Raw genomic sequence first — 18,392 nt, 5'->3', positions numbered from 1 at the left:
ACTCCGGCCCCCACCGCGGAGCGGCCCCGCGACCACTGCCGACGCGTTCGCACTCGGGGAGACCGCGCCATGTCGCGCATACGCTCAGTCGCTGCCGCCGCCACCAACCCTGACCGCCGCGCCTTTCTCGCCGCCACCGGCGCGGTCGGCCTCTCGGCGGGCATCGGGATCGCCCTGCGGCCGGAGACGGACGCCCACGCCGCCGCTGCCGCCGAGAACGCCACCGAGGTCCCCCTGGCGAACCTCTCCAACCGAAAGGCCCCGGCCGCCCCGCTCGCGCCGTACACACGGGGCACCACCCTCGCCTCGGTCGCGGCGCCGCGCAACGCCTCCGGATACCGCCGGCTCGGCGACGGACCCGCCTGGAAGCGGGTCGTGCGCTCCGACCTCGCGACGCCCAAGTCCGGCCGGGAGAAGCGCCGTACGGCTCTCGCTTCCTTCGTCCAGTTCACCGATCTGCATGTCGTCGACGTGCAGCACCCGCTGCGCTACGAGTATCTGCGGGCCCAGACCGCCAGCGCCTGGCGTCCGCAGGAGGCCCTCTCCGTGGCCGGGGCGGTCTCGCTGGTCGAGCGGGTCAACTCGCTGCGGGGCGCCCCCGTCACCGGCTCGCCGCTGCACTTCGTGATGACGACCGGCGACAACACCGACAACAACTCCAGGACGGAACTGGACTGGTTCCTGAAGGTGATGAGCGGTGGCCGTGTCACCCCCAACTCCGGTGACCCGCGCCGCTACGAGGGCGTCCAGGACAGCGGCCTCAAGCTGTACTGGCAGCCGGACTCCACCCTTCGCGACGCCGACAAGAAGCTCGGCTTCCCCCGTCTGAACGGCTTCCTCGCCGCCGCGATCCGTGAGGTCAACAGCCCCGGCCTGAACGTCCCCTGGTATTCCACGGTCGGCAACCACGATTCACTCCCCGGCGGCTGCTACGCGCCCGGCGACTCCTTCTTCGCCGACTTCGCGGTCGGCGGCAGGAAGCTGATGACCCTGGACGAGCAGGTCGGCAAGGCCCTCTGGGACAACGTGAGGAGCGGCGGCGACCCTCGCGGAGCCGACTGGAAGGCCGTGCTCAAGTCCCAGGCGAAGAGGATGCGTTCGGTCACCCCGGACGAGGGGCGGGCACCCTTCACGCCCCTGGAGTACCTGAAGGCCCACCTCGACCCGGCCCGCACCGGCGCCGGGCCCGTCGGTCACGGCTACTCGCAGGCCAACCTCGACGCCCGCACCCAGTACTACGTCTTCCGGATCGCCGACGACGTCATCGGAATCAGCCTCGACTCCACCGATCCCGGCGGCCACTACGAGGGCTCGCTCGGCACGGCCCAACTGAAGTGGCTGGAACGGACGCTGAAGGAGCACGGCAGGAAGGGCACCTACGCCGTGGTCTTCAGCCACCACACCAGCAGGACCATGCGCAACCTCCGCAAGGACCCCTCCCGCCCGAAGGAGGCCCGGCACGGCGGCGACGAGGTGCTGGCCCTCCTGGGCCGCCACCGCAACGTCCTGGCCTGGGTCAACGGCCACAGCCACCGCAACCGCATCACCCCGCACCGGTACGCCGGCGGCGGCTCGTTCTGGGAGATCTCGACCGCCTCCCACATCGACTTCCCCCAGCTGGCGCGGGTGATCGAGCTGGTGGACAACAAGGACGGCACGATCTCCCTGTTCACGACCCTGATCGAGTCGGCCGCCCCGCACTCCACCAGCTTCACGGACCTCAGCCAGACCGGGCTGGCGGCCCTGTACCGCGAGCTGTCGTTCAACGCGCCGGGCCGCCGTGACACCCTCACCGGAACCCCAGGTGACCGCAATGCCGAGCTGGTACTCCGGAAGGGCTGAAATCCGCTCAACGCGAGTGCGGCTGTCAACCCCGGCCGGATCGCCGTGGTCCTCCTCCGTGACCGGATGATCTTCTCGGACACAGGGGGAACGATGACAGTACGTACGGGTCTGGTGGCGGCGACCGCGGTGGTCGCGGCGGTGGCGCTCGCCGCCCCGGTGGCGGCGGCCGAGCCCGCCTCCGCGAGAGGCGGCCACGGCGCGACCCGCGCGGCGATGGACGCCAATGTGAAGGACGGCGTCGTGGGCATCGCCCTCCAGGCGAAGGACGCCCACGGCGTGTGGAAGGCGACGGCGGGCGTGGGCGACCTGAGGACGGGCCGGCCGCGCAGTGCCCAGGACCGCTTCCGCGCGGGCAGCATCACGAAGACCTTCGTGGCGACGGTCCTGCTCCAGTTGGAAGCCGAGGGCAGGCTGTCCCTGGACGACAAGGTGGACAGGTGGCTGCCCGGCCTGGTCCGCGGCAACGGCCACGACGGCCGCCGGGTGACGGTCCGGCAGCTCCTCAACCACACCAGCGGGATCTTCGACTACACATCCGACGAGCGGTTGCGCCGGGACGCCTTCCTCGCGGAGGGCTTCCTCAAGAACCGCTACCGCACCTGGACGCCTCGGCAGCTGATCGCCGTCGCCATGAAGCACAAACCGGACTTCGCGCCCGGGACGTCGTGGAACTACTCCAACACCAACTACCTGCTCGCCGGACTGGTGATCGAGAAGGTGACGGGCAACCCGTACGGCGACGAGGTCCGCGACCGCATCATCCAACCCCTCGGTCTGCGCGGCACGAAGGTGCCCGGCACCGCCCCCACCCTGCCGGGGCCGCACAGCCGCGCCTACTCCAAGCTCGCCGAGACCGCGGACGGCAGGACGTACGACGTCACGAAGCTCAACCCCTCCGTGGCGGGGGCCGCCGGTGAACTGGTGTCCAACCCCGCCGACCTGAACCGCTTCTACTCGGCGCTGCTGCGTGGCCGGCTGCTGCCGAAGAAGCAGCTCGACGCGATGAAGACGACGACCTCCGTCGAGGGACTCGGCGGGTACGGCCTGGGCCTCATCGAGCACAAGCTCTCCTGCGGCGTGCGACTGTGGGGCCACAGCGGCGGCATCCACGGCTCCCTCTCCGAGTCCGTCACCACCCCCGACGGCCGGCACTCCCTCACCTTCAACCTGAACAGCGACTGGACGGGGAACAGCGAGGCGATCGTGGAGGCGGAGTTCTGCGGCAAGTAGGCCGCCGGGCACGGCAGGGGGCATGCGCGGGGCCCCGGACACAAGGAAGGGCCGCCGTGAGCGGCGGCCCTTCCTCTCCCCTCCTGCGGACCCGCCCCGGTGTGGGCGGGGTCCCGGATTACCGGGGAAGCACCACCACGTACGCGGCCGGATCGCGGTCGGACGACGCCATCAGCGCGGTGCGGACGACCGCCGCCTGCTGCTCCAGGGCGTCGTTCAGCCTGCGGGGAGTGATGTGGACGACGGTGATGCCGAGCCGTTCCAGCGTCTCGCGCTTGCGGGCGTACTCGGACCGGAGCGCGTCGTCCTCCTGCCGCGGGGTCCGTGTGTCCAGCTCCACCGCGACGGCCTGTTCCGGCCAGTACGCGTCGAGTCCGCCGAGGTGCGGACCGCCGGGGAGCCGGAGGTCCACGTTCCAGACCGGGTCGGGCAGGCCGAACTCCCTGACCATCAGGTACAGATCGTCCTCCGCGATCGCCCGTCCCTCGGCGAGCAGCGAGTCCACCGCTTCCACGACATGGGGACGGTCAAGCAGCCGCGCCTGCGTCAGCTCCCGCACGACCGCCGCCGGCTCCGCGTGGCCACCGCGTACCGCCTCCGTCAGCAGTCGGCGTACGGAGTCCGCGTCGGCCAGTTCAGCCACCGCGTCGGCCAGGGCGCGCGGGACGGGGGCCACGGGCAGACCGGTCACGTACGACGGGGCCGGTACGGTCGCGGTGCGGATGACGCGGGCGCAACCGACGGTGCGCAGCCGGCGCAGGCGCGAGACCAGGACGTCGATGGTGTCCAGGGACAGCAGCGGGGGCGTGGACGAGAAACCGTGCAGCGTCAGGGCCGCGAGGCCCGTGATCACGGCGTCCGGGTAGCGGGGTGTCGCGCGGGGGCCCTCGGCGTTCGGCTGCGCCGGGACGCCGGTGGCCGCCTCGCGGAACGGGGTGCGGGCCGCGTACGACAGGACGGCGTGCAGCCGCTCCTCGGAGGTGGGCGGGCCGGGGTGCAGCAGATAGACGCCGGGCAGGAGCTGCTGCCAGGGACCACCTTGCCGGCACTGCTCGTTCGTCTCGGCCGGGGTGACACCCTGCGCGCGCAACTGCGCGGCTGTCAGTACGCGGCGGTGCACGTCCGTGAGCCGGCGGAGGGCGCGGGAGGAGAGCGGGGTGTTGTGGTTCATGACCGGAGGTTCCCGCGCTGTCAGCGCCTCTGAACCCCTGTTACAGAGCTGTCGACAAATCCGGACAACCCTGCACTAAAGGACATGTGTTCGACTGTCGATAGTCGCTGGTCCACCCGCTGATCGGAAAAGGTTACGGCTCCGACTACCCGAATTTCGTAACGCGGAATCAGGGGAGTGGAGTTGACGCCGATGAATTCGGAGACACGGCGTCGTACGGCGACGGCGGACGGCATGTGGCTGCCCGGCCGGGGGCGAGTTCGGGTGCGGCGGCATCCCGCAAGCGCCGGTGGGGGCACCCGGCCCCGCCCTGCGGCGGCAGCCGGGTGCGAGACACCGAGGCGGTGCGGCGGCGGTTACCCCGCGGTCCCCGTCCCCGCCTCCGCATCGCACGCCTGCGCCCGCAGTGCCCGCGCGAGGTCGTCGCGGGCCTCCACCACCAGTCGGCGCAGCGCGGGCGCCGCTCCCTCGTGGGCGGCGAGCCAGGCGTCCGTGGCCTCCAGGGTCGCCGGGGAGTCCTGCAGTGACGGGAACAGCCCCCGCACCACATCCATCCCGATCTGGATGGACCGCTCGGCCCACACCCGCTCGATCACCTCGAAGTACCGCTCCGCGTAGGGCGCCACCAGCTCCCGCTGCGACGGCCGCGCGAACCCCGCGATGGTCGCCTCCACCAGCGCGTTCGACAGCACGTCCGACTCCACCACCGACGCCCACGCCTGAGCCTTCACCGCGGCCGACGGCCGCGCCGCCAGGCACCGCACCTGGTGCCGCTTGCCGGACGCCGTGTCATCCCGGGCCAGCTCCGCCGCGAGGATCCCCTCACCGGCCACCCCGTAGGTCGCGAGCGGCTCCAGGAGCGCCCACCGCAGCTCCTGGTCGACCTCCAGCCCGTCGACCTTCTCGGTCCCGGCGAGCAGCCCCTGGAGCACCCCGAGGTCGGGTTCGCCGGACGCCACCGCCGCGAAGAACCGCGCCCAGGTCAGCTGGTGCTGGCTGCCGGGCTCGGCGGCCCGCAGCTCCCGCAGGGCACCCTCCGCCAGCAGCCGGGCGCCGGTCTCCCGCCACTCGGGCGCCGCGTAGAAGGTGAGGGCCGAGTTCGCCCAGGCGTGCAGCATCTGCAGGACGCCGATGTCGGACTCCCGGCCGGCGAACCGCAGCACCAGGTCGACGAAGTCCCGCGCCGGGAGCAGCGCGTCCCGGGTGAGGTTCCACAGGGCCGACCAGCACAGCGCGCGCGCCAGCGGGTCGGAGATGTCACCGAGCCCGGCCCGCAGCGTGTCCAGCGACCCCGCGTCGAAGCGGATCTTGCAGTACGTGAGGTCGTCGTCGTTGACCAGCACCAGCTCCGGCGCCTCGGCCCCGGCCAGCTCGGTCACGACCGTGCGCGCCCCGTCGACGTCCGCCTCGGCCCGCGCGTACCGCTCCAGCGCTCCGTCGCCGCCGCGCCGGTACAGCCCGATCGCCACCCGGTGCGGCCGCAGCTCCGGGTGGGACTCTGCGGCCTCCTGCACCACGGCCAGCTCGTCGATCCTGCCCTCGGCGTCGAGCAGCACCTGCGGTGTGAGGGAGTTCACCCCGGCCGTCTCCAGCCAGGCCCGCGACCAGGCCGCCATGTCCCGGCCGCTGGTCTCCTCCAGGACCGACAGCAGGTCACCGAGCCGGGTGTTGCCGTACGCGTTGCGCTTGAAGTAGCGGCGGGCGCCCTCCAGGAACGCCTCGCGCCCCACGTACGCCACCAGCTGCTTCAGGACGGACGCGCCCTTGGCGTAGGTGATGCCGTCGAAGTTGAGCTTGGCGTCCTCCAGGTCACGGATGTCCGCCGTGACGGGGTGGGTGGAGGGCAGCTGGTCGGCGCGGTACGCCCAGGACTTGCGGTTGTTGGCGAAGGTGACCCAGCCGTTGGTGAAGCGGGTGGCCTCGACCATCGAGAAGGAGCCCATGAAGTCCGCGAAGGACTCCTTCAGCCACAGGTCGTCCCACCACACCATGGTCACGAGGTCGCCGAACCACATGTGCGCCATCTCGTGCAGGATGACGTTGGCCCGCCGCTCGTACGACGCCCGGGTCACCTTCCCGCGGAAGATGAACTCCTCGCGGAAGGTGACGAGCCCGGGGTTCTCCATCGCGCCGAGGTTGTACTCGGGCACGAACGCCTGGTCGTACTTCCCGAACGGGTACGGGTAGTCGAAGTGGTCGTGGAAGAAGTCCAGACCCTGCTTGGTGATCGCGAAGACGTCGTCGGAGTCGAAGTAGGGGGCGAGGCCCTTGCGGCACATCGCGCCGAGGGGGATCTCCAGCCGTGTACCGTCCGCGAGGACCCGCTCGTAGGAGTCGGTGACGTAGTGGTACGGGCCGGCGACCACGGCGGTGATGTAGGTCGAGATCGGCTTGGTCTCCGCGAAGCGCCACACCCCGTCGGTCCGCTCGCCGACCCCGTTGCTCCACACCACCCAGTCCTCGGGCGCCCGCACCTCGAAGCGGAACGGGGCCTTGAGGTCCGGCTGCTCGAAGCCCGCGAAGACCCGGCGGGAGTCGGCGGGCTCGTACTGCGTGTAGAGGTAGACCTCGCCGTCCTCCGGGTCGACGAAGCGGTGCATGCCCTCGCCGGTGCGCGAGTAGGCGCACTGGGCGTCGACCACCAGCTCGTTCTCGGCGGCCAGGTCGTCCAGGACGATCCGGGAGCCGTCGAAGACCTCGCTGGGGTCGAGGTCCTTGCCGTTGAGGGAGACCGACGTCACACTCGGCGCGACCAGGTCGGCGAAGCTGGTGGCGCCGGGGTCGGCGCACCGGAAGCGGATGGTCGTCACCGAGCGGAAGGTCCGCGGTTCGTCACCCCGGTCGCCGACGGCGGACCGCAGGTCGAGGGAGACCTCGTAGCCGTCGACGGACAGCAGCGCGGCCCGCTCCTGGGCCTCGTCGCGGGACAGATTCTCACCGGGCACGGGCGGCACTCCCTCGGGGGTGGTGTTCAGTATGCGGACAGGGCCGATCCTGCCATGTGCTCCTGACGCCCGGCAGCCGGGAATGAGGCGAGCGGTCGCCGGTGTTGCGGGTTGTTGCGCTGTAAACCGACCACCGCACCTTGCTCTTTCCGAGGAGAACCATGTCCGAGCAGACCTCCGGCAAGACTCCCGTCGACTTCTGGTTCGACCCCCTGTGCCCCTGGGCGTGGATGACCTCGCGTTGGGTCCTGGAGGTGGAGAAGGTGCGGGACATCGAGGTGCGCTGGCATCTGATGAGCCTCGCGGTCCTCAACGAGAACAAGCTGGACGAACTCCCCGAGGAATACCGCGAGCTGCTGGAGACCAAGGCCTGGGGCCCGGTCCGCGTGGTCATAGCCGCCCAGGAGGAGCACGGCGCCGAGGTCCTCGGCGACCTCTACACGGCGATCGGCACGCGCGCCCACAACCAGGGCGAGGGCGCCGGCAAGGAGGTCGTCGCCGCGGCGCTGAAGGAGGTCGGGCTGCCCGACTCCCTGATGGACCACTGGGACTCCACCCCGTACGAGCCGCAGCTGCGCGCCTCCCACAAGGAGGGCATCGAGAAGGTCGGCCAGGACGTCGGCACGCCCGTCATCGCGGTCCCCGGCCCCGACGGCCGGCAGATCGCCTTCTTCGGCCCGGTCGTCACCCCCGCCCCGCAGGGCGAGGAGGCCGCCAAGCTCTGGGACGGCACCCTCCTCGTCGCCTCGGTCCCGGGTTTCTACGAGATCAAGCGCACCCGCACCAAGGGCCCCGACTTCAGCAACCTGGTCTGACCGGACCGGACCGGACCTGCCCCCGACCCGACCGCGGCCGGGGGGGCAGGGCCGCCTTCACCGCGCCAGGTGCTTGGCATACAGGGCGGTCAGCCGGGGCAGCCGGCGCTCCGTCTCCGCCCAGTCACCGAAGTCGTAGTCCCAGGACGGGTCCAGCTCCGGGTAGCGGATGCGGAAGCTGTCAGGGGGCAGGTCCTCGCCGGTGGCCTCGCGGTGGGCGTCCCAGGCGATCCCGAGCGTGCTCTCGCACTCGACCTCGGTCCACTCCTCGGCCGCCCGCCGGATGACGGGCAGCTCGGCGAGGGAGTCGGGGTCGGCGACGGCACGCTCGAAGACCGCGCGGCCCTGGAGCACGAGCCAGCCCCGGAAGTAGTCGAAGCCGTCGTCCGAGCAACCGCCGTTGATCGTGTACGCCGCGGCCCACAGGGGAGCGCGGTACGACGCGCCCAGCAGGTCCCACAGGATCTGCTGCGCGGCCACGATCTCGGCGGCCGGCCGGGCCGCCAGCAGCGCGGCGGCCCGCTCGGCGACGGCCTCGGCGCCGTCCGGCCCCTCGGGGGCGACTGCCGTGCGGCGCGCCTCGTCGACGATGCTCCAGAACTCGTTCACGTCCATGGGGTGAAGAGTGACAGCGGGGTCTGACAACGCGCCCTGACCTGCGGCTCATTCCAGACGGCTCACTCCGTACGGCTCACTCCAGGTCGTCGGGCAGGCGCTTGGTCAGCCTGAAGTGCTTCTCGTTGCCGTGGGTGCGCAGGTTGAGACAGACCCTGCCGTCGGGGCGGTTGTTGACGCACTTGTAGTAGTTGTCCGGGACCCGGTTGCCCAGCTGTCCCTGGAGCCAGTCGCGTTCCTTGGGGGTCAGCGGCTCGTGCGGTTCCTCGGAGCGGCAGGTCTGGCAGGTCAGTCGTCTCGGCGTCGCCATCCCCCAAGAATTGCGCTGAAACCGCCTTTAACGGAAGAGCCTGCGCCGAAAGACCCCCCGAAGCAGGAGGTCCCCCGCGAGTCACGTCCTCGCGGGGGACCTCCCTTCCTCCGCCTGCCCGGTGAACGGTGAGAAGACGATCACGAGCAGGAGACCGGGAACCCCGTCTCAGGGGGCCAGCAGCAACACGTCCGCGCGGGACTTCGCGGCGGCGTACCGCCTGGCCACGTCCTGCCAGTTGACGACCTGCCACATCGCCTCGATGAAGTCGACCTTCTGGTTCCGGTACTGCAGGTAGAAGGCGTGCTCCCAGGCGTCGAAGACGAGGATCGGCGTCGACCCCTGCCCGACGTTGCCCTGGTGGTCGTAGACCTGCTCGACGATCAGCCGCCCGCTCAGCGGCTCGTACGCCAGCACACCCCAGCCCGAGCCCTGCGTCGTCGCCGCCGCCTTCGACAGCTGCGCTTTGAAGGCGGCGAACGACCCGAACGACTCGGTGATCGCGTCAGCCAGCTCGCCCACCCCGTCCACGGCCAGCGGCTCGCCGCCGCCGTCACCCGTCATGTTCTGCCAGTAGACGGAGTGCAGGATGTGCCCGGAGAGATGGAAGGCCAGATTCTTCTCCAGGCCGTTGATCGCCGCCCACGACTCCTTGTCCCGCGCCTCCGCCAGCTGCTCCAGCGTGTCGTTGGCCCCCTTCACGTACGCCGCGTGGTGCTTGTCGTGGTGCAGCTCGATGATCTCCGGGCTGATCACGGGCGCGAGCGCCGCGTAGTCGTACGGCAGTTCAGGAAGCGTGTAGACGGGCATGGCGGGTCCCCTCCGACCTCTTATTGCAATTTACTTGCAACTGCACGCTAACAGCAAGAGGATGGTGTCGCGTGCCCGGGCACGCGAAAGGGCCCTCGCACCGGACCGTCCGTCCTCCGTGCGAGGGCCCTGCGTCGGCGAGGGCGCGTCAGCGGTCTGCGCGCGCCCGCTGCCACCCGTACCCCACGGCCGCCAGCACCGCCGTCATCCCGCCCGACCCGTACAACTGCACCCGGGTCTCCGGCTCCCGTGCCATGAGGACGAACACCGCCGCCATTCCGGCCAGCGCCACCCACGTCAGCCAGGGGAACGCCCACATGCGGACGACGAGCCGCTCGGGGGCCTCGCGTTCGATGCGGCGGCGCAGCAGCAACTGCGAGACGGCGATGAGGATCCAGACGACGAGGATCACCGCGCCGATCATGTTCAGCAGCCAGGCGAAGACGTCGTCGGGCCGCCAGTAGCTCAGCACGACGCAGAGGAAACCGAAGACGCTGGAGGCCAGCACCGCGACCCGGGGGACCCCGCCCGAGACCCGGCCGAGGAACCTCGGACCCTGCCCGCGCTCCACCAGGGAGTACGCGATGCGCGAGGAGCCGTAGATGTTGGCGTTCATCGCGCTCAGCAGCGCCACGAACACCACCACGTTCATCAGTTGTCCGGCGCCGGGGATGCCGATGTGGTCGAGGGCGGCGACGTACGGGCCCTTCTCGACGACCGCCTTCGAGTCCCACGGGACCAGCGTCACGATGACGGCCATGGAGCCGATGTAGAAGACGGCGATGCGCCACATCGCCGTGCGGACGGCGGTCGCGACGCCCTTCACGGGGTTCTCCGACTCGGCCGCCGCGATCGTCACGGTCTCCAGACCGCCGTACGCGAAGATCGAGGCCAGCAGGCCGACGACGAGGCCGTCCGTGCCGTTGGGCAGCAGGCCGCCCTCGCCGGTGAGGTTGGCGAGGCCGGGCGTGTCGCCGCCGGGGAGGACCCCGGCCACGGCCAGCACGCCGAGCACCAGGAACAGGGTGATCGCGCCGACCTTCAGGGCGGCGAACCAGAACTCGAACTCGCCGAAGTTCTTCACGGCCGCCAGGTTGGTGCCGAGGAACACCAGCATGAACAGCGCGACCCAGGCCCACTCGGGCGTCCCGGGCAGCCACCCGGTCACGATCTTCGCGGCGCCGATGCCCTCCAGGCCGACGGCGGTGCACAGCAGCACCCAGAACGACCAGCCGGCGGTGAAGCCCGCCCACGGGCCGACGGCGCGTTCGGCGTGTGCCGAGAAGGAGCCCGACGAGGGATACGCGGCGGACATCTCGCCGAGCATCCGCATCACCAGCATCACGAGGAGCCCGGAGAGGGCGTACGCGAGGACGATCGACGGACCGGCGGCGGCGATTCCCGCCCCGGAACCGACGAAGAGCCCCGCGCCGATCACCCCGCCGAGGGCGATCATCGACAAGTGGCGCTGTTTGAGGCCGTGGGACAGGGAGGCGTCCTGCTCCTGTGGAGCCTTGACGGTGCTGCTGGGCATGGGCGCGGCTCGTCCAATGCGTGAGAGGGCAAAAACGCCCACAGTCTGGACAGCCCCTCCGTGCGCACGAAGGGGCCGTCCGCTATCCGGACGCGTCCGGCACGCAGGGTGGTCAGGCGGCTACGGAGGCGGCCGCCGGGGTGTAGTGCGCCGCGTCCCCCTCGATGGAGTGGCTCTCCTTCCCCTCGACGCCCACCGGCACGTCATCGGCGACGGTCACCCGGTGCAGCCGGCGCGGCAGACCGTCGTAGTTGTCGATGGCGTAGTGCTGGGTGATGCGGTTGTCGAAGATGACGAGCTGGTTCTCCGACCAGCGGTGGCGCAGGACGTTCTCCGGGCGGGTGACGTACGCCTGGAACAGGTCGAGGAGTTTGCGGGACTCGCCCGGCGGCGGTCCGACGATCCGCTGCGCGAACCCGCCGATGAACAGCCCGCGTTCGCCGGATGGGGGTCCCCCCGCTTCGAGCGAAGCCGAGAAGTGGGGGAGGGTGGACGCGGACGATCGGGTGGACCGTGCGGTACTTGACGGACGTGAACTGGGCGCGGGCGGCGGCCCGCTGCTCGTCGACGGCCTCCTCGGGCACCGCGCGGTGTGCCAGTGGTTGGCGGCGCGGCCCCGCTCGCTGTCGACGGGCAGGACGTTCGGGGTGCCGTCGACGGACGGCACGGTCGGATGGGCGGTGGTGATGTCGCCGAAGTGGCGGACGAACGCCTGCTGGCTCTCGTCGTCGAGGTTCACCACGTCGAACACCAGGGCCTTGTGGACGTTGAGGGCCTCCCGGAGCGCGGTGACCGTCCCGTCGTCGAGCGGCCGGGCGATGTCCACCCCGGCCACCTTGGCGCCGATGTTCCCGCTGATCTTGCGGATCTGGAGGTCGGACATGTGCGGGTCCTTTCAGACGAGGGCGGTTTCCCGGGCGGGGCCGGCGTACTGGTTGGCGGGGCGCGGGAGGCCGTAGCGCTCCCGCAGGGTCTGGCGCGGCCCGTCCTCGTACTCCGTGCGGAGCAGACCGCGGGCGCGCAGGATCGGGACGACGTGGTCGACGAAGGCGTCCAGGCCGGACGGCAGGACCGCGGGCATGATGTTGAAGCCGTCGGCGGCGCCCCGCGTGAACCAGGTCTCGATCTCGTCGGCGACCTGCTCGGGCGTCCCGGCGAAGGTCAGATGGCCGCGCCCGCCACCGAGCCGCCCGATCAGCTGCCGTACGGTGAGCCGCTCGCGCCGGGCCAGTTCGACGACGAGCGTGTAGCGGCTCTTGGCGCCCTCGACGGCGCTCTCCGGCGGCAGACCGTCCGGCAGGAGCGAGTCCAACTCCAGAGTCCCGGGGTCCAGTTGGAGCAGCGCCTCCAGACGGCCCACCCCGTGCGCGTACACGATGTGGTCCTCCAGCACCTGCTCGTTCGCCAGCGCCTCGGCTTCGGTGGAGCCGAGCACCGGCACGATGCCGGGCAGCACCTTGATGTGATCCGGGTCGCGGCCGGCCGCCGCGGTACGGGCCTTGAGGTCGGCGTAGAAGCCCTGCGCGTCCTCGATCGTCTGCTGGGCGGTGAACACCGCCTCCGCGTACCGGGCCGCGAACTCCTTGCCGTCCTCGCTGGACCCGGCCTGCACGAGCAGCGGGTAGCCCTGCGGGGAGCGCGGCACGTTGAGGGCGCCCTCGACGCTGAAGTACGTCCCCTTGTGCCGGGGCGGATGGATCTTGGCGTCGTCGCCCCAGACGCCGGCCGCCTTGTCGGCGACGATGGCGTCGTCCTCCCAGCTGTCCCACAGCTTCAGCGCCACATCGAGGAACTCGGCCGCCCGGGCGTACCGCTGGGCGTGGGCGGGCTCGGCGTCCAGGCCGAAGTTGCGGGCCGCCTCGGCACCCGCGGTGGTGACGATGTTCCAGCCCGCCCGGCCCCGGCTGATGATGTCGAGGGAGGCGAACTTGCGGGCCAGGTTGTAGGGGGAGTTGTAGGAGGTCGACGCGGTGGCGATCAGACCGATGTGCTCGGTCGCCGTCGCCAGGGCCGTCAGCAGGGTGAGCGGCTCCAGTGCCCCGGCGGGACGCTGCGCGAGGTTTCCCCACAGCTGGGGGCTGTCGGCGAGGAAGAGCGAGTCGAAGGTGCCGCGCTCGGCGGTCCTCGCGAGCCGGACGTAGTGGTCCAGTTCGACATGCGCGTACGGGTCGCTCTCGGGCAGCCGCCACGACGCCTCGTGGTGGCCGGTGTTCATCAGGAACGCGTTCAGGTGAAGCTGTCTGGTGGTCATCGGTGGTCCTTCGACGTCACTGGGTGGTCCTCCGCGGTCGCTTTCCGGTCCTCGGCGGTCCCTGTCGGGTTCGTGGCGCTCGCCGCCCGGTCCTCGGCGGCCGCCACTGGTCCATGGCGGGCGGCCGGCCGGTCCTCCGCGCTCACCGGCCGGCCTCCGTGGACCCGTCCGGGCTCTCGGTCACCCCGAGCGCGGCCAGCAGCCGCTCCCGGTACTCGCCCAGCAGCGGATCGCGGTACGAGCGCGGATGCGGGCGGTCGATGGCCAGGTCGAGGCCGATCCGGCCGTGCTCCAGCACCAGCACCCGGTCGGCGAGCACGATCGCCTCGTCGACGTCGTGGGTGACGAGCAGGACGGAGGGGCGGTGGCGCTCCCACAGCTCCCGCAGCAGGGCGTGCATCCTGATCCGGGTCAGCGCGTCCAGCGCGCCGAACGGCTCGTCGGCCAGCAGCAGTTCCGGCTCCCGGACGAGGGAGCGGGCGAGCGCGGCACGCTGGGCCTCACCGCCGGACAGCTCGTTGGGCCAGGCGCGCTCCCTGCCCTTCAGGCCCACCTCGGCGAGGGCGGCCCGCCCCTTCTCCTCGCCCTCGGTGCCCAGCAGCACGTTGTCCAGCACCCGCCGCCAGGGCAGCAGCCGGGAGTCCTGGAACACCACCGACACCCGCTGCGGCGCGGTGAGCCCGCCGCTGCCCGTCACCTCGTGGTCGAGGCCCGCGACCGCCCGCAGCAGGGTGCTCTTGCCGGAGCCGCTGTGCCCGAGCAGGGCCACGAACTGCCCGGCGGGGATGTCGAGGTCGATACCGTCGAGGACCGCCCGCCCGTCGAACGACCGGGTCAGTCCCCGCAGCCGAACGGCGCTCCGCTCGGCCGTGGCGGTCGCCGCCGCGCCGGTGGTCGTCAGCTGCTCAGTGTGCGTCGCCATGACAGCACCCTCCGTTCGATGAGACGGACCGCGCTGTCGGAGACCAGGCCGAAGATCCCGTAGACGACCAGGCCGACGAGGATGACGTCGCTCTGGCCGTAGTTCTGGGCCTGGAACATCATGTAGCCGAGTCCGTTGGTGGCGTTGATCTGCTCCAGCACGACCAGGCCCAGCCAGGAGCCGGTCACCCCGAGCCGCAGTCCGACGAAGAAGCCGGGCAGCGCGCCGGGGACGACGATCTCCCGGACGAACCGGAGCCGCGACAGGCCCTGCACCTCGGCGAGTTCCACGAAGCGGCTGTCGATGCCGGCCAGCGCGGCATGCGTGTTCAGATAGATCGGGATGTAGACGACGATGGCGATGATCGCGATCTTGAAGGTCTCGCCGATGCCCAGCCAGAGGATGAACAGCGGGATCAGGCCGAGGGTCGGAATCGCCCGGTTCAGCTGCACCGTCCCGTCGATCAGCGCCTCGCCCACCCGGCTGAGCCCCGAGGCCAGGGCGAGTGCGATCCCGGCGGTCAGCCCGATCGCGAACCCGGCCCCGGCCCGTCGCAGCGAGGTCAGGACGTCGGTGGGCAGGGTCCCGTCGGTCCACAGGCGGACACCGGTCTCCAGCACGGTCCACGGGGCGGGGATCGCCGCCGGGTCCAGCTGCCCGGCGGCGGAGGCCGCAGCCCACAGGGCGAGGAAGAGGAACGGGCCGACGAGCCGGGAGGCGGGCAGCCGCCTGCCGGGGGAGAGCCGGCGACGCCTGCGGACCTGGGCCGCCTCCGCGACGGGGACGGGCGGGCCGACCGCGTCGGGCGCGGCGACCGTGTCCTGCGCGGTCACCTCGTCCGCCGTGGCCCCGGCCGTGTCGGCCGAACCCGCCGCGTTCGCCCTCTTCGCCGTACTCGCCGTACTCGCCGTACTCGTGGTGGACGTGGTGTTCGTGGTGGTCGTTGTTCTCGTGGCGCTGGTGGTCATGGCCGTCACCTCCGGTACTCCGCGGGCACGGACTTCGCCGCGATGGCTTCGAAGCGGCGGTCGAAGAGCGTGCCGACGTCGAACTTCTTCACGAAGCCGCCCTCCGCGAGCAGATCCGCCGTCTCCTGCTCCCACCTGATGGCCTCGTCCCAACGGGGCGGGAAAAGCGGCTTGTTCGCCAGATCGCTGATCGACTCGGCCTGGGCTGCGGTCAGGTTCTGCGTCTTGACGTAGAACTCCTCGTTCCAGATCTCCGGGTGCTCGTACTGCCAGACGGCGCCCTTCGCCCAGTAGGGGATGTACGCGGCAACCGCCGCGGCCTTCGCCGAGTCGGCCAGCACGGACGTCGGCGCCCACAGCAGGTTGAGCAGGTCCACCACGTCGGTCGTGATGGTGCGGGCGCCCTTCGCCCCGTACTGCTGGAGATAGGCGGGCGCCTGCTGGTTGCCGAGCGGCGCGATGTCCACCTGGCCGGACTGGAGGGCCGTCAGGAACTGGTTGCTGGTCAGCGGGACGAGCTTCACGTCGTCGTACGCGATCCCCGCCTTCTTCAACGCCCGCAGCAGGACGACACCCTGCGCCTGACCCTGGGAGAAGGCGAGCTTCCTGCCCTTGAATTCCTTGACGGAGCCGATGTCGCTGCCGGGCTTGGTGGCGAAGAGATAGTTCGGCTTGCGGGTGATGTTGATCGCGACAATCTTCGCGTCGTAACCCTGGTAATGCGCCTGGATCGGCGGAATTCCCGCGTTGTTGGCGACATCCAGGGAACCCGAGCGGAAGGCGTTGATGACATCGGGGCCGGCCCCGATGTTCGCCCAACTGCTCACCTTGAAAGGCAGATCGTCCAGCCCCGCCAGTTTCAGTTGCAGCTGCTGCTGGTCCTGGAACGAGGCGATCTTCAGGCGGGTGCCCGGGGGGACCTTGGTCGCCAGCGGCGTGTCCGCGGCGGCGTCGGCGGTCGCCGCGCTGCTGTCGGCGCAGCCGCTCAGCCCGACGGCGGCGGCGCCGACGCCGAGCAGGGAGGTGAGGAAGAGGCGCCGGTCGAGACCGGGCAGGGCGGAGGAAGGCATGGGAGGACCCCCTGGGGTTCACAGGAAAAGTGCGATGCCGGAACGCACACGGAAAATCACGGCGAGGGGACGCCGGAAAGGAAGAACTCACTGCGGGAGAAGGCCGGAGAAGAGGGCGTCCACACAGGAGGAAGAACGCGCCCGGGGCGCGTCAACGTGTCAGCAACAGAGGGTGCGACAGGTCGTGAGAAGCATGGAAATGATGTTCCCGGTCCCGCGTCATGGCTGTCAACATTCGGAGTTTCTGAATTAATTCACCGGGACGCGGCGGCCAGCGGATCGCGATAGAGCACGTCCAGCGCCACCGCGCCGCCCGCCGTGGCCGGCACGGCGTTCGGGAAGCTCGTCGGCCGTACGTCCGCCGCCCGGTCGTGCGCGACCGCGCCCCGCAGCGCGGCGAGACAGTCCTCGCGGGCGACGACCCCGATCTCGGTGACGACGACGGTCTCCGGGTTCAGCACGTCGAGCAGCAACCCCACGGCGCGCCCCACCGACCGAGCCCGCTCCACCAGCAGCCGTACGGCCACCGGGTCGCCGCCGGCGGCCGCGTCCACCACATGCGTCGGGTTCACCCCGGTGATGACGCCCGCCTGCCGGGCCCGCCGGCACAGCGTCCGCTCGCTCAACTCCGCCTGGAGGCAGCCGGTCCGCCCGCAGTCGCAGGGCTCCGTGCCGCCGGGCAGCGGCAGATGGGCGATCGCCCCGGACTGGGAGCGCGGACCGTGGTGCACCTCGTCGTTGGTCGCGAACGCCGCGTCCACCACGTTCCCGGCGAACAGGTGCAGCACGCTCCGGCTGCCCCGGGCCCGCCCGAAGAGCCGCTCCGCGCCGACCAACGCCCGCGCGTGCCCGTCCACATGAACCGGCAGCCCCGTGCGGGCACCGAGCACCTCCCGCACCGGCACCTCGCGCCAGCCGAGCATCGGATGCTCCACCACGGTCCCGGTCTCCCGGTCCACCCAGCCGCCGGCCGCGAACCCGACCCCGAGGGCCCGGCGCCCCGGCAGGTCCGCCGAGAGCGCCGCGATCCCCTCGGCGGCGCGTGCCAGCACCACGGCCGGATCGGTGGTGCCCGCGTGCTTCATCTCCCGCTGGGCCAGCACCCGTCCGCGCAGATCGAGCAGCGCGACCGTGGTGTAGGGCACCGCCACATGCACCCCGGCCACCGCGAACCGCGAGCCGTCCAGGTCGAGCGGTACGTGCGGGCGCCCGGACCCCTTGGACTGCCGGGGCGGTTCGGCCTCGCGGATGAGACCCAGCCGCGCCAGCCCGGCGCAGTGGTCGGTCACCGAGGCCGGCGACAGCCCCGTCACCCGCGCGATGGTGCTGCGCGCCACCGGTCCGTGCTCCAGCACGGACCGCAGTACGACGCTGGCACTGGTCCGCCGCCGGTCGCTGTCGGCGGCGCGGGGCACGGGAGAGGAACGGGAGGGAGCGGGGGAGGGAGCAGGGGAGCGACGGGGAACGGAAAGGGGAAGAGTGGGTGCTGCCGCGGTACTGGGCATCGCGATCATCCTCGGGTACGGGTCCGACACTGCGCCGTCGTGAGAGGGGAGGCGCGCCGGAGCCGCCTCACCCGGGGCGGCGACAGGTGGCCGTGCCCACGCGTCGCAGGTCGACGTAGCGACGCGACGAGAAGTACCGGGCCTGGGCAACCATGCGCTCGAAGCTAGCAAAACGGCCAACCTCTGCCCAGACGGCGACCGACGGGCGAGACGGCACCTGTCCATCCCCACCACCCGATTGGTGAAACCCTACAGATCCGACGGGTCCTGCAAGCGTGGCGAAAGCCACTCCACCTCGTGACCGGCGTCACGCCGCGCCCGGTGTAACCCAAGGTCATTGTCGAAAGCCCACCACGCGGTCGTTCCCTCCTTTGTGGACGGCTGACGGTGTCCTGTTCATG

At 71.1% G+C, this 18,392-nt stretch carries 14 protein-coding genes and 1 pseudogene; 3 read left to right on the top strand and 12 right to left on the bottom strand.

Annotated elements, in window-relative coordinates; translation table 11 throughout:
• The first annotated feature begins 69 nt into the window (after positions 1 to 69).
• Both AC067N_RS07235 and AC067N_RS07230 read left to right on the top strand, forming a co-directional pair.
• Positions 70 to 1,842, top strand: coding sequence for a TIGR03767 family metallophosphoesterase (locus AC067N_RS07235; protein ID WP_478677906.1), 1,773 nt, complete (start codon positions 70 to 72; stop codon positions 1,840 to 1,842).
• A gap of 93 nt (positions 1,843 to 1,935) precedes the next feature.
• Positions 1,936 to 3,075 (top strand): serine hydrolase domain-containing protein, encoded by a 1,140-nt coding sequence (locus AC067N_RS07230; RefSeq protein WP_478677905.1) that lies wholly within the window; start codon positions 1,936 to 1,938, stop codon positions 3,073 to 3,075.
• A 118-nt stretch (positions 3,076 to 3,193) separates the two neighbouring features.
• Here the strand turns inward: AC067N_RS07230 and AC067N_RS07225 are convergent, their stop codons facing one another.
• Both AC067N_RS07225 and pepN read right to left on the bottom strand, forming a co-directional pair.
• Entirely contained in the window at positions 3,194 to 4,246 is a 1,053-nt protein-coding gene (locus AC067N_RS07225; protein ID WP_478677904.1) for a hypothetical protein, read from the bottom strand.
• 356 nt (positions 4,247 to 4,602) lie between these two features.
• Complete coding sequence (pepN, locus tag AC067N_RS07220) at positions 4,603 to 7,191, bottom strand: aminopeptidase N (protein ID WP_478677903.1); 2,589 nt, start codon at positions 7,189 to 7,191, stop codon at positions 4,603 to 4,605.
• Between the two features lie 161 nt (positions 7,192 to 7,352).
• Here pepN and AC067N_RS07215 point away from each other — a divergent pair, with 161 nt between their 5' ends.
• Positions 7,353 to 8,006: a mycothiol-dependent nitroreductase Rv2466c family protein gene (locus AC067N_RS07215; protein WP_478677902.1), complete on the top strand. Its 654-nt coding sequence runs from the start codon at positions 7,353 to 7,355 to the stop codon at positions 8,004 to 8,006.
• 57 nt (positions 8,007 to 8,063) lie between these two features.
• Here AC067N_RS07215 and AC067N_RS07210 read toward each other — a convergent pair whose 3' ends face one another.
• The 10 genes and pseudogenes from AC067N_RS07210 to AC067N_RS07165 all read right to left on the bottom strand — a co-directional run bounded on the left by AC067N_RS07210 (position 8,064) and on the right by AC067N_RS07165 (position 17,991).
• The gene (locus tag AC067N_RS07210) at positions 8,064 to 8,621 is read right to left on the bottom strand and encodes a DUF4240 domain-containing protein (protein WP_478677901.1); all 558 of its coding nucleotides are present in this window, start codon (positions 8,619 to 8,621) and stop codon (positions 8,064 to 8,066) included.
• Positions 8,622 to 8,697: 76 nt separating this feature from the next.
• Complete coding sequence (locus AC067N_RS07205) at positions 8,698 to 8,931, bottom strand: hypothetical protein (protein WP_478677900.1); 234 nt, start codon at positions 8,929 to 8,931, stop codon at positions 8,698 to 8,700.
• Between the two features lie 168 nt (positions 8,932 to 9,099).
• Positions 9,100 to 9,741, bottom strand: coding sequence for a superoxide dismutase (locus AC067N_RS07200; protein ID WP_478677899.1), 642 nt, complete (start codon positions 9,739 to 9,741; stop codon positions 9,100 to 9,102).
• Between the two features lie 148 nt (positions 9,742 to 9,889).
• Positions 9,890 to 11,275 carry an amino acid permease gene (locus AC067N_RS07195; RefSeq protein ID WP_478677898.1) on the bottom strand — a complete coding sequence of 462 codons (1,386 nt, stop codon included), beginning with the start codon at positions 11,273 to 11,275 and terminating at the stop codon, positions 9,890 to 9,892.
• 112 nt (positions 11,276 to 11,387) lie between these two features.
• Positions 11,388 to 12,158 (bottom strand): annotated as a pseudogene (locus tag AC067N_RS07190) (TauD/TfdA dioxygenase family protein).
• A gap of 12 nt (positions 12,159 to 12,170) precedes the next feature.
• Positions 12,171 to 13,526, bottom strand: a complete 1,356-nt coding sequence (locus AC067N_RS07185; protein ID WP_478677897.1) for an LLM class flavin-dependent oxidoreductase — start codon at positions 13,524 to 13,526, stop codon at positions 12,171 to 12,173.
• A gap of 142 nt (positions 13,527 to 13,668) precedes the next feature.
• A complete protein-coding gene (locus AC067N_RS07180) occupies positions 13,669 to 14,448 on the bottom strand; it encodes an ABC transporter ATP-binding protein (RefSeq protein WP_478677896.1) in 780 nt (259 codons plus the stop codon).
• The gene (locus AC067N_RS07175; RefSeq protein ID WP_478677895.1) at positions 14,424 to 15,416 is read right to left on the bottom strand and encodes an ABC transporter permease; all 993 of its coding nucleotides are present in this window, start codon (positions 15,414 to 15,416) and stop codon (positions 14,424 to 14,426) included. The genes AC067N_RS07180 and AC067N_RS07175 overlap by 25 nt, the downstream gene beginning before the upstream one ends.
• A gap of 5 nt (positions 15,417 to 15,421) precedes the next feature.
• The gene (locus AC067N_RS07170; RefSeq protein WP_478677894.1) at positions 15,422 to 16,486 is read right to left on the bottom strand and encodes an ABC transporter substrate-binding protein; all 1,065 of its coding nucleotides are present in this window, start codon (positions 16,484 to 16,486) and stop codon (positions 15,422 to 15,424) included.
• A gap of 254 nt (positions 16,487 to 16,740) precedes the next feature.
• Positions 16,741 to 17,991 (bottom strand): ROK family protein, encoded by a 1,251-nt coding sequence (locus tag AC067N_RS07165; protein ID WP_478677893.1) that lies wholly within the window; start codon positions 17,989 to 17,991, stop codon positions 16,741 to 16,743.
• Positions 17,992 to 18,392: the final 401 nt, after the last annotated feature.

The sequence above is a fragment of the Streptomyces sp. NPDC042364 genome (genome assembly GCF_056437585.1).
Note: the sequence above shows the minus strand (reverse complement) of the source record. Positions and strands in the feature narration are given on the sequence as shown.

Coding starts and splice junctions, on each gene's coding strand:
- AC067N_RS07235 (WP_478677906.1), top strand. CDS start 70: ATGTCGCGCATACGCTCAGTCGCTGCCGCCGCCACCAACCCTGACCGC.
- AC067N_RS07230 (WP_478677905.1), top strand. CDS start 1,936: ATGACAGTACGTACGGGTCTGGTGGCGGCGACCGCGGTGGTCGCGGCG.
- AC067N_RS07225 (WP_478677904.1), bottom strand. CDS start 4,246: ATGAACCACAACACCCCGCTCTCCTCCCGCGCCCTCCGCCGGCTCACG.
- AC067N_RS07215 (WP_478677902.1), top strand. CDS start 7,353: ATGTCCGAGCAGACCTCCGGCAAGACTCCCGTCGACTTCTGGTTCGAC.
- AC067N_RS07210 (WP_478677901.1), bottom strand. CDS start 8,621: ATGGACGTGAACGAGTTCTGGAGCATCGTCGACGAGGCGCGCCGCACG.
- AC067N_RS07205 (WP_478677900.1), bottom strand. CDS start 8,931: ATGGCGACGCCGAGACGACTGACCTGCCAGACCTGCCGCTCCGAGGAA.
- AC067N_RS07200 (WP_478677899.1), bottom strand. CDS start 9,741: ATGCCCGTCTACACGCTTCCTGAACTGCCGTACGACTACGCGGCGCTC.
- AC067N_RS07195 (WP_478677898.1), bottom strand. CDS start 11,275: ATGCCCAGCAGCACCGTCAAGGCTCCACAGGAGCAGGACGCCTCCCTG.
- AC067N_RS07185 (WP_478677897.1), bottom strand. CDS start 13,526: ATGACCACCAGACAGCTTCACCTGAACGCGTTCCTGATGAACACCGGC.
- AC067N_RS07180 (WP_478677896.1), bottom strand. CDS start 14,448: ATGGCGACGCACACTGAGCAGCTGACGACCACCGGCGCGGCGGCGACC.
- AC067N_RS07175 (WP_478677895.1), bottom strand. CDS start 15,416: ATGACCACCAGCGCCACGAGAACAACGACCACCACGAACACCACGTCC.
- AC067N_RS07170 (WP_478677894.1), bottom strand. CDS start 16,486: ATGCCTTCCTCCGCCCTGCCCGGTCTCGACCGGCGCCTCTTCCTCACC.
- AC067N_RS07165 (WP_478677893.1), bottom strand. CDS start 17,991: ATGCCCAGTACCGCGGCAGCACCCACTCTTCCCCTTTCCGTTCCCCGT.